At 70.3% G+C, this 10,670-nt stretch carries 9 protein-coding genes; 7 read left to right on the top strand and 2 right to left on the bottom strand.

The window, feature by feature from the left end:
- Positions 1–20: 20 nt before the first annotated feature.
- From ACFYVR_RS02615 to ACFYVR_RS02625, 3 genes are all read left to right on the top strand, one after another.
- Positions 21–1,058 carry an alpha/beta fold hydrolase gene (locus tag ACFYVR_RS02615; protein ID WP_387469290.1) on the top strand — a complete coding sequence of 346 codons (1,038 nt, stop codon included), beginning with the start codon at positions 21–23 and terminating at the stop codon, positions 1,056–1,058.
- Positions 1,059–1,124: 66 nt separating this feature from the next.
- The gene (locus ACFYVR_RS02620; protein WP_387469292.1) at positions 1,125–3,629 is read left to right on the top strand and encodes a DEAD/DEAH box helicase; all 2,505 of its coding nucleotides are present in this window, start codon (positions 1,125–1,127) and stop codon (positions 3,627–3,629) included.
- Positions 3,626–5,053 carry an amidohydrolase gene (locus tag ACFYVR_RS02625; RefSeq protein ID WP_387469294.1) on the top strand — a complete coding sequence of 476 codons (1,428 nt, stop codon included), beginning with the start codon at positions 3,626–3,628 and terminating at the stop codon, positions 5,051–5,053. The genes ACFYVR_RS02620 and ACFYVR_RS02625 overlap by 4 nt, the downstream gene beginning before the upstream one ends.
- A gap of 6 nt (positions 5,054–5,059) precedes the next feature.
- On the opposite strand, the gene ACFYVR_RS02630 is transcribed toward ACFYVR_RS02625, so the two are convergent.
- Positions 5,060–5,494 (bottom strand): DUF5997 family protein, encoded by a 435-nt coding sequence (locus ACFYVR_RS02630; RefSeq protein WP_387469296.1) that lies wholly within the window; start codon positions 5,492–5,494, stop codon positions 5,060–5,062.
- Between the two features lie 54 nt (positions 5,495–5,548).
- Between ACFYVR_RS02630 and ACFYVR_RS02635 the strand changes: the two genes are divergently transcribed.
- Positions 5,549–6,304 (top strand): LysR substrate-binding domain-containing protein, encoded by a 756-nt coding sequence (locus ACFYVR_RS02635; RefSeq protein WP_387469298.1) that lies wholly within the window; start codon positions 5,549–5,551, stop codon positions 6,302–6,304.
- Here ACFYVR_RS02635 and ACFYVR_RS02640 read toward each other — a convergent pair.
- Complete coding sequence (locus ACFYVR_RS02640) at positions 6,301–7,299, bottom strand: AraC family transcriptional regulator (protein WP_387469300.1); 999 nt, start codon at positions 7,297–7,299, stop codon at positions 6,301–6,303. The two genes, ACFYVR_RS02635 and ACFYVR_RS02640, sit on opposite strands and share 4 nt — an antisense overlap.
- Positions 7,300–7,401: 102 nt before the next feature.
- Here ACFYVR_RS02640 and ACFYVR_RS02645 point away from each other — a divergent pair, with 102 nt between their 5' ends.
- From ACFYVR_RS02645 to ACFYVR_RS02655, 3 genes are read left to right on the top strand one after another with little or no spacing between them, the layout of a single operon-like run.
- Positions 7,402–8,853, top strand: coding sequence for an aldehyde dehydrogenase (locus tag ACFYVR_RS02645; protein ID WP_387469302.1), 1,452 nt, complete (start codon positions 7,402–7,404; stop codon positions 8,851–8,853).
- Positions 8,854–8,876: 23 nt separating this feature from the next.
- Positions 8,877–9,671: a maleylpyruvate isomerase N-terminal domain-containing protein gene (locus tag ACFYVR_RS02650; RefSeq protein ID WP_387469304.1), complete on the top strand. Its 795-nt coding sequence runs from the start codon at positions 8,877–8,879 to the stop codon at positions 9,669–9,671.
- A 32-nt stretch (positions 9,672–9,703) separates the two neighbouring features.
- The gene (locus ACFYVR_RS02655; RefSeq protein WP_387469306.1) at positions 9,704–10,540 is read left to right on the top strand and encodes an SDR family oxidoreductase; all 837 of its coding nucleotides are present in this window, start codon (positions 9,704–9,706) and stop codon (positions 10,538–10,540) included.
- Positions 10,541–10,670 lie beyond the last annotated feature (130 nt).

Consider the following 10,670-nt stretch of genomic DNA (forward strand, 5'->3'; position numbering starts at 1 on the left):
ACGAACGACAGGAGTGGACCATGGGCGGAGGCCGACCACGCGCATTGCGCACAGTGCCCGACACCGAGCCGCGGCTGGCGTTCCGGACCATTCACGGGTACCGGCGAGCTTTCCGGATGGCGGGCAGCGGTCCCGCGCTGCTCCTGATCCACGGCATCGGCGACAACTCGTCCACCTGGAACGAGGTGATCCCGCACCTGGCGAAGAATTTCACGGTCATCGCGCCGGATCTGCTCGGGCACGGACGCTCCGACAAGCCGCGCGCCGACTACTCGATCGCCGCCTACGCCAACGGCATGCGGGACCTGCTGACGGTCCTCGGTTTCGAACGGGCCACCGTGATCGGGCACTCCCTCGGTGGTGGCGTCGCCCTGCAGTTCTCCTACCAGTTCCCGCAGATGATCGAGCGGCTGATCGTGATCGCGCCGGGTGGGGTCACCAAGGACGTCAATCCGGCGCTGCGCTTCGCGGCCCTCCCGATCGCCAACGAGGCGCTGCGGCTGCTGCAGGTTCCGGGTGTCATCGACATCGTCGGCGTCCTCGGTCAGATCGCGGACCGGCTCTACCGGGGACCGTTCAAGACCCTCGACATCTTCCACGATTCGCCCGACCTGGTGCGGGTGCTGCGTGACCTGCCCGACCCGACCGCGCGCGATGCGTTCCTGCGCACCCTGCGCGCCGTGGTGGACTGGCGGGGCCAGGTCGTGACCATGCTCGACCGATGTTATCTGACCGCCGACCTGCCCGTTCAGATCATCTGGGGCGACCGGGACGCCGTCATCCCGGTCAGCCACGCGCACCTGGCGCATGCCGCACTCCCCCATTCCCGGCTGGAGATCTTCGACGGCAGCGGACACTTCCCCTTCCACGACGACCCGATCCGGTTCCTGCGCGTCGTCGAGGACTTCGTCACCACCACCCAGGCGATGCAGTACGACACCGCCGTCTGGCGTGACATGCTCGTCAACGGGGTCGGTGAGGCCCACATCAGCGGCGGCAGCTCCACCCGCGAGGCGGTGCTGGACGCGATGGGAGCGGACGAGCGCAGCGCGACCTGACCGAGCGCGAACCGGCAGACCGTGACCTGCCACAGCACCGGCCGCACTCTCGCATAGCCTGTATCGGTGCTGCTCTCCGATCTGGTCCCCGAGTCCCCCGACGCCGATTCACTGTTCGACGCCTTCGCGGGCTGGGCGTCCGGGCGCGGCCTGACGCTGTACCCGGCGCAGGAGGAGTCGCTGATCGAGGTCGTGTCGGGCGCGAACGTCATCCTGTCCACGCCGACCGGGTCCGGGAAGTCGATGGTCGCGATCGGGGCGCACTTCGCGGCGCTCGCGCACGGGCGGCGCACCTTCTACACCGCGCCGATCAAGGCCCTGGTCAGCGAGAAGTTCTTCGCGCTGTGCGAGGTGTTCGGCGCCGAGAACGTCGGCATGATGACCGGCGACGCGTCGGTGAACTCGTCGGCGCCGATCGTGTGCGCGACCGCGGAGATCGTCGCGAACCTGGCGTTGCGTCAGGGCGCGGACTCGGACATCGGGCAGGTCGTGATGGACGAGTTCCACTACTACTCCGAGCCGGACCGCGGCTGGGCGTGGCAGGTTCCGCTGATCGAGCTGCCGCAGGCGCAGTTCCTGCTGATGTCCGCGACGCTCGGAGACGTGTCGTTCTTCTCGGGCGACCTCACTCGTCGCACGGGCCGGCCGACGACGGTGGTCGGGGGCACGGAAAGGCCGGTGCCGCTGACGTTCTCCTATGCGAAGACACCGATCGGCGAGACCATCGAGGAGTTGGTCACGACGCATCAGGCGCCGGTGTACGTCGTGCACTTCACCCAGGCCGCCGCCCTCGAACGGGCGCAGGCGTTGACGAGCGTCAACATGTGCAGCAAGGAGGAGAAGGCCGCGATCGCCGAGACCATCGGCAGCTTCCGATTCACGACCGGATTCGGCAGGACACTGTCGCGACTGGTGCGGCACGGTATCGGGGTGCACCACGCGGGCATGCTGCCGAAGTACCGGCGGCTCGTCGAGCGGCTCGCGCAGGACGGCCTGCTCAAGGTGATCTGCGGCACCGACACCCTCGGTGTCGGCATCAACGTCCCGATCCGCACGGTGCTGATGACGGGGCTGACGAAGTTCGACGGATCCCGCACCCGGCACCTGCGGGCGCGTGAGTTCCACCAGATCGCCGGCCGGGCGGGACGTGCCGGGTTCGACACGATGGGCACCGTCGTCGTGCAGGCGCCCGAGCACGAGATCGAGAACCATCGCCTCGTGCAGAAGGCGGGCGACGATCCGAAGAAGCTGAAGAAGATTCAGCGCAAGAAGCCGCCGGAGGGGTTCGTGTCGTGGGGTGAGCCGACCTTCGAGCGGCTCGTCGCCGCGTCGCCGGAGCAGCTGACGTCCCGGTTCCGGGTGTCGAATTCGATGCTGCTGAACGTGATCGCGCGGCCGGGCAACTGCTTCACCGCGATGCGGCACCTGCTCGAGGACAACCACGAGACCAGGCCACAGCAACGCAAGCACATCCGTCGGGCGATCGCCCTCTACCGCGGGCTGCTGCAGGCCGGGATCGTCGAGCAGTTGAATGCGCCCGACGAGAACGGGTCGTGGGCACGGCTGACGATGGATCTGCAGCGCGACTTCGCCCTCAACCAGCCGCTGTCGCCGTTCGCGCTCGCGGCGATCGAACTCCTCGACGACGAGGCCGTCACCTACGCACTGGACGTGGTGTCGGTGATCGAGTCGACGCTCGACGATCCGCGCCAGATCCTGATGGCACAGCAGCACACCGCCCGCGGCGAAGCGGTGCAGGAGATGAAAGCCGACGGCATCGAGTACGAGGAGCGGATGGAGCTCCTCGAGGACATCACCTGGCCGAAACCCCTCGAGGACCTGCTGTACCCGGCGTTCGAGACGTACCGCGGCGGGCACCCGTGGGTGTCGGAGTTCGCGTTGTCCCCGAAGTCGGTGGTGCGGGACATGATCGAGAAGACGATGACGTTCGCCGAACTCGTCGGACACTACGGTCTCGCCCGCTCCGAGGGTCTCGTCCTGCGTTACCTCGCCGACGCGTACCGGGCGTTGCGGCAGACGGTGCCCGACTCCGCCCGCACCGAGGAGCTCGACGACATCGTCGAGTGGCTGGGCGAGCTGATCCGCCAGGTGGATTCGAGCCTGCTCGACGAGTGGGAGCAGCTGACCAATCCGGGTGTCGAATCCGACGACCAGCAGGTCGCGTTCGGCGCGGACGTCCCGCGGCCGGTGTCGGCGAACGTGCGCGCGTTCACCGTCATGGTCCGCAACGCGATGTTCAAGCGCGTCGAGTTGGCGTCACGGGGTCGGTGGGACCTGCTGGCCGCCCTGGGTGACGGGCTCGAGGAGCAGGACTGGTCGGAGCTGATGGAGCTGTACTTCGACGAGTACGACGAGATCGGCACCGGCCCCGACGCCCGCGGCCCCCAACTGTTCACGGTGTCCCGGGAGTCGGAGCTGTGGCGGGTGCGACAGACCATCGCCGATCCCAACGGCGACCACGGCTGGGCGCTGGTCGGCGAGGTGAACCTCGCGGAGTCCGACGCCGCCGGCGAGGTGGTGTTCGACGAGTTCGAGGTGGTCGAGGGGTGACGGGGCTCCTGCTGCGCGGGGCGCGGCTCGCGCCCGGTGAGGCACCGGTCGATCTCGCGGTGACCGACGGCATCGTCGGCGGCGACCGTGGCGGTGAGGTGGTCGATCTCGGTGGCCGGCTGGTGCTGCCGGGGTTGTGGGACAACCACGTCCACTTCGACCAGTGGGCACTCGCGCAGTCGGGTCTCGACCTGTCGTCCGCGACGTCGGCGGCGCACGCCGTCCGGCTGATCGCCGAACACCTCCCCGCCGCGGACACCGACGTCGTCGTCGTGCACGGGTTCCGGGACGGACTGTGGCCGGACTCCCCCACCGCCGCGCTGCTGGACGCGGTCGCACCGGACCGGCCGGTGGTGGCGCTGAGCGCAGACCTGCACAGCGGCTGGTTCAACACCGCGGCGCTGCAATGCTTCTCGCTCGCACAGCACCCGACGGGACTGCTGACCGAGATCGAGTTCATGCCGATCATGAACGACGTGCAGCGCGTCGATCCGGCGGTGCTCGACCGCCGGGTCGATGCCGCGGCACGGGCCGCGGCGGCGCGGGGTGTGGTCGGCGTGACGGACTTCGAGATCGCCGACAACCGGGCGTCGTGGACGCGCCGCGTCGCCGCGGGCGCCGACGTGCTGCGGGTGCGGTGCGGCATCTGGCCGCGGTGGCTGGACGAGGCGCTGGCCGACGGTGTCCGCACCGGAGACGACGTGCCCGGCACCGGTGGGCTGGTGACTGTGGGACCGCTCAAGGTGATCGTCGACGGCTCGCTCGGCACCCGGACCGCGTACTGCCACGACCCGTACCCGAGCGGCGGGCACGGCGTGCTGTCCGTCCGTCCGGACGAGTTGTGCGCGCTGATGTCGCGGGCGTCGACGGGCGGTCTGGACACGGCGATCCACGCGATCGGCGACCGCGCCTGCGAGCAGGTGCTGGACGCGTTCGCCGCGACCGGTTCGCGCGGGTCGGTCGAGCACGCGCAGCTCGTGGCCGGGAAGGACTTTCCGCGCTTCGCGGAGCTCGGTGTCGTCGCGAGTGTGCAGCCCGCGCACGTCCACGACGACGTCGACCTCGCCGAGATGTACTGGCCCGGCCGGACCGGGCGGGCCTTCCCCTACGGCACCCTGCTCGCATCCGGCGCCGCGCTGGCATTGGGTTCGGACGCGCCGGTCGCGCCGCTGGACCCGTGGCTCACCCTCGCCGCCGCCGTCGACCGCACCCTCCCCGACGGCCGGGTGTGGCACCCCGAACACGAGATCCCCTGGGAGGCCGCGCTGTCCGCGTCCACCGGCGGACGCACCCGGGTACGGGCGGGGGACGTCGCCGACCTCGTCGTGCTCGACACCGACGAGATCCCCACCGCCGGGGCCGCGCTGGCGGTGACGCCGGTGTGGGCCACGATGGTCGGCGGCCGCTGGACGTGGCGCGGCTGACCGCGGTCAGTCCTGCGGACGTAGCACCGGCTTCGCGGTCCGCTGTCTGCGGTTCGACGCCTCCCGCTTGGCGATCTGCTGCTCGCGGATCCGCTTGTCCTCCTTGCGGACCTCGACGAGGCTGGCGCGTTCGGCGACCAGCCAGTCGGGCTGGTCGGCGAGGAGGGCGTCGATCTGCTCGGTGGTCAGCGCCTCGGTGACGCCGCCGCGGGCGAGTCCGGCGACGGAGATGCCGAGCTTGTCCGCGACGACGTTCTTCGGGTGCGGGCCCTGGGCACGCAAATCCTGCAGCCACTGCGGCGGATCGGTGCGCAGCCCGGCGAGTTCCTCGCGGGAGACGACTCCGTCCCGGAACTCGGCCGGGGTGGCCGGAAGGTACACGTCCAGCTTCTTCGCGGCGGTCGCCGGCTTCATCGTCTGGGGTGTCTTCTGCGCACTCATGGGTCAAGGGTATCGAGCGTCGTCGGCGTCGGAGCGGGCCGGTAGCCTGACGGGATGACCGAGCCCGCCACCCCGTCCCCGTTCCGGCTCGCGTACGTGCCCGGCGTGACGCCGTCGAAGTGGGTGCGAATCTGGGGGGAACGCCTCCCCGACGTTCCGCTCGAGCTGGTCGCGGTCACCGCAGCGGACGCGCCCGCACTGCTGCGCGACGGCGGCGTGGACGCCGCGTTGGTACGGCTCCCGATCGACCGGGACGGGCTCAGCGTCATCGCGCTGTACGAGGAGACACCCGTCGTGGTGGTGCCGAAGGATCACGTCATCACCGCCGCCGACGACGTCGCCGCAGCCGACCTGGCCGACGAGGTGGTCCTGCACCCCCACGACGACACCCTCGAATGGCAGAGCCGGCCCGGCACACCCGCTCTGCACCGCCCCGACACCACCGCCGACGCGATCGAACTGGTCGCGGCCGGGGTGGGCGTGCTCGTGGTGCCGCAGTCGTTGGCGCGGCTGCACCACCGCAAGGACCTCACCTACCGCACCGTCACCGATGCCCCACTGTCCCCGGTCGCGCTGGCCTGGCCGGCCGGCGCGACGACCGAGTCGGTGGAGGAGTTCGTCGGAATCGTCCGGGGTCGCAGCGCCAACAGTTCCCGCGGACGCGGCGGTGACGAACCGGCACCCAAGCGGACCGCCTCCCAGAAGGCCGCAGCGAAGCGCGCGGCGCGGGTCGAGGCCGGCAAGGTCCCGCCGCAGCGGAACACCAAGTCCGGCAAGGGGAAGACCGGAGCGAAGCGCGGTCGGCGTTAGGCCACGGAGAGCTCGCGGCGCTTCGCGAGCGGGGTGACGCCGAACCAGCGCCGGCAACTGCGGGTCAGCGCGCTCTGCTCCGAGTAGCCGAGCTGCTGCGCCACCGCGGACAGCGGCACGTCCCGTTTGGCCAACAGCGTCACTGCGAGCTCGCGGCGGATGTCGTCGACCATCGACTCGAACGTCTGACCCGATTCGGCCAGCCTGCGCTGCAGCGCCCGCGGGTGCAGCATCATCAGCTCCGCGATCGCGGTCAGGGTGGCGGCGCCGGCAGGCAGTGCGCGGGTGATCAACGCCGACACCGCATCGCCGAACGCGACGTCCGGTTTCCGCCCGGCCATGTACCGCACCGCCAGGTCGTAGGCGAGCGGGTCGCCCGTCGGCAGCCGGCGGTCCAGGACCCCGCGCGGGACCACCATCAGGTTGCGGTCCGCCCCGAACTCGACGGGACATCCGAAGTAGTCCGTGTAGACCTGCATGTCGGAGATGCGCTGGTGTTGGAAGGTCACCCGCTGCGGACGGAAGTCCGGACCGGCCAGGGTCCGGGACATGCCCAGCGTCACGCCCAGCGCCAACTCGACGACGTGCGCCCGGTGGGGCAGCAGGTGCAGCAGGGTGGTGAACTCGTAGGTCGCCTCGGTGTCGCCGACGGTCAGCTGCGTCGCCAGCGCGGGACTGTAGACGTGGGCGAACTCCGTGACGCCCCGTAGCGCGGCGCCGACGGTCTCCGCGTTGCGGGCGACGATCGCGACCGGGCCGAGGATGTCGGGGTCCTGACGGTGTGCGAGCCGCAGCCCGAAGTCCGGCACCCGCAATTCCTCGGCGCACGTTCCGATCAGCGTGGACAGGACGCTGAACGGCACGAAACGGTCGTAGGCGCCGACGACGTCGGGATCGATGCCGAGTCGGGCCAGCACGTCGGCCGGGTCACCGCCGAGTTCGCGGATCAAGTGGGGTGCGTGGCTGAGTGAGGACGCACAGATCAGGTCCGCCATGTGTCCAAAAGTAAAAAAGTGGTCGTGTGATGTCAAGAGTTCCGACGCGCCGCCCGTGACGATGGACACATGTCGCATCGCGCAACTCGACGAGGAGTTCCCATGACCACGAACACCGAGCGCACGTCCCTGTTCATCGACGGCGGGTGGCACACCCCGTCGACCGGCGACGTCATCCCGGTCGTGTCCCCCCTGAACGAACAGCGGATCGGGTCCGTGCCCGCCTCCGCCCCGGCGGACGTCGACGTCGCGGTCGCCGCCGCCCGCGCCGCCCGCCACCGCTCCGACTGGGCTGCACTGACACCCGAAGAGCGTGCCGCCGTGCTGCACCGGTTCGCCGACGCCCTCGACAAGCGGGCCGAGGACCGGGCCACGACCGTCACGAGCGAGAACGGCATGCCGATTGCGTTGGCGCGCTTCGCCGAAGGGGCCGCGCCCGTCCAGTTGTTGCGGTACTACGCCGACCTCGCCCTGTCGACCCCGATCGAGGAGCGACGCACCAGCCGGCCCGTCCCCGGGACCACCGTGGTCCGCCGCGAGCCGGTCGGTGTCGTCGCCGCGATCGCCCCGTGGAACTTCCCCGCCGTCCTCTCGATGTTCAAGATCGCGCCCGCACTCGCTGCCGGCTGCACCGTCGTGCTCAAGCCGTCCCCCGAGACGACGTTGGACTCCTACCTGCTCGCCGAGGCCGCGATCGAGGCCGGGCTGCCCGCCGGTGTGCTGGGCATCGTCACCGGCGGCGCGGACATCGGCCAGTACCTCGTCGCGCATCCCGGAGTGGACAAGGTCGCGTTCACGGGTTCCACCCCCGCCGGACGCCACATCGGCCGAGTCTGCGGGGAACTGCTGCGTCCCGTGACGCTCGAACTCGGCGGCAAGTCCGCGGCCCTGGTGCTCGACGACGCCGACCTGGAGGCCACCGTCACCGGCCTGGCCACCGCGTCCCTGCTCAACACCGGGCAGACGTGCTACATGTCCACCCGAATCCTGCTGCCGCGCAGCCGGTACGCCGAGTTCCGCGATGCCGTCACCGCGATGGCGGCGGGCCTGCCCGTCGGCGATCCGATGGACGAGGCGACCGCCATCGGGCCGCTCGTCAGCGCCCGCCAGCGCGACCGGGTGCTGTCGCTGATCGAGCAGGGCCGCGCGGAGGGCGGCACCGTCACGACCGGGGGTGGCCGACCCGCGGGCGTGGGTTCCGGGTTCTTCGTCGAGCCGACCGTGTTCACCGACGTCGAGAACTCCTCCACCGTCGCGCGTCAGGAAGTGTTCGGGCCGGTGCTGACCCTGCTCCCCTACGGCGACCTCGACGAGGCGATCGCGCTCGCGAACGACTCCGAGTACGGCCTCGGCGGGACCGTGTGGACCACCGACGACGAGCGGGGCCTGGGCGTCGCACGACGGGTCGAGACCGGCTCCTTCGGTGTCAACACCTTCAACCTCGACTGGGGTTCTCCGTTCGGCGGCGTCAAGGCCAGCGGCATCGGACGCGAGCTGGGTCCCGAGGGCCTGGCCGCCTACCAGAACCTCAAGTCCATCTTCCTCACCGCGTGACACACGAACCCGGAGGTCACACCATGTCCACAGCAGGGGTCACGGCGTCGCGCGCGCTCGTCGACAACGCACGGAAGATCATCGAGGGATTCGGCCCCGACGACTGGGCCGCCGACACCGCCTGCCACGGCTGGCGGGTCCACGACCTCGTCACCCACATGGGATTCTTCTTCAACTTCATCGCCGACCCGAACCTCGTACTGCCCGACAACCCGAGCGGGAAGTCCGAGCGGCTCAACGACGCCGCGGTGCGTGAGCGCGCCGACTGGACGTCCGATCAGGTGGTCGAGTACTACCGGACGCAGTCCGAGGCGGGCCTCGCCACCCTGGAGGCGTTGCAGGGCCCCGACTTCGCCGAGGCCACCGTCGACATGCTCGACCTCGGGACCTACCGGCTCGCCGCGCTGGCCGACGCCGTCGCGTTCGACCACCTGGTGCACCTGACCTGCGATCTGCACGCGCCCCGCGGCCCGATCGCCGACGGGAACATCGACGTGACGGCCGCGATCGACCCGGCCGTCGACTGGATGATCGCGGGCCTGCCGCAGATGTGCCGCGCCGCACTGCATCCCGTTCTGACAGGGCCGGTCGGCCTGCGACTGACCGGAGTCACCGAGCGCACCTTCGTCCTCGACCGGGACGCCGCGGGCGCCGTCGTCGTCACGGAAACCGGTGACCTGCCCGCGGATGTCGCGACGACCGACGCCGTCGACTTCCTCTCCTGGGCGACCACCCGCACCGCGTGGCGGTCCGCGGTGACGGTGACCGGCAACCGCCCGCTGGTGGCCGCGGTTCTCGACGCCGTCGACGTGGTCTGACGCACACATTCCCACAACACGAAAGGCAACACATGTCGCAGTACCTGAAGGACAAGGTCGTCGTCATCACCGGCGCCGCAAGCGGATTCGGAAAGCTGATCGCCGAGAAGTGCGCCGCGGCCGGTTCGAAGGTCGTCGGCGTCGACATCAACGGCGACGCCCTCGCCGAGGTGTTCGACGGCATCCGCGCCGCCGGCCACGAGGGCACCCACCACGCCGCCGACGTCACGGACATGGGCCAGATGAAGGCCGCGATCGCGCACACGGTCGACACGTTCGGCGCCGTCGACGTCCTCGTCAACAACGCCGGGGTGATGCCGCTGGCGTACTTCGCGGATCACGAGCGGGCGTGGGAGAAGTGGCACAAGGCGATCGACATCAACATCAAGGGGGTCGTGAACGGCATCTCCGCGGTCTACGACCGGATGATCGAGCAGGGTCGCGGGCAGGTGGTGAACATCTCGTCGATCTACGGCAACGCCGGCATCGAGGGCTCCGGCGTGTACAGCGCCACGAAGGCGGCCGTCACGACGATCTCGGACTCGCTGCGGATCGAGGCCAAGGGCAAGATCAAGGTCACCACGGTCAAGCCGACCGGCGTCACGGGCACCAACCTGGCGAGCTGGATCGTCAACGACACGGCGATCATGGGCCTCGTCGGTCAGCGGGCACCGCAGTACGCGGAGACGGTCGCCAACCTCACCAACGGCACGCTGCCGCCGGAGCAGACCGACATCGATTCGGTGAAGTACTGGCTGATCAAGCCCGAGGACCTCGCCGATGCCGTCGTCCACGTCATCGACCAGCCGTGGGGCATCAGCCTCAGCGACGTCACCGTCCGCGCCAGCGGCGAGGACTACATCTACTAGACGACGCTTCGCGCCAGTGGTGGGGGGTGGGGGGGGCCCCCCCCCCCCCCGGGCCCCCCCCCCCCCCCCCCCCCCCCGGGCCCCCCGGCCCCCCCCCCCCCCCGCCGGGGGCAGCAGATAACCCCCGGCG

Source organism: Rhodococcus sp. NPDC003318, assembly GCF_042879035.1.
In the GTDB taxonomy this organism is placed as follows: domain Bacteria; phylum Actinomycetota; class Actinomycetes; order Mycobacteriales; family Mycobacteriaceae; genus Rhodococcus_G.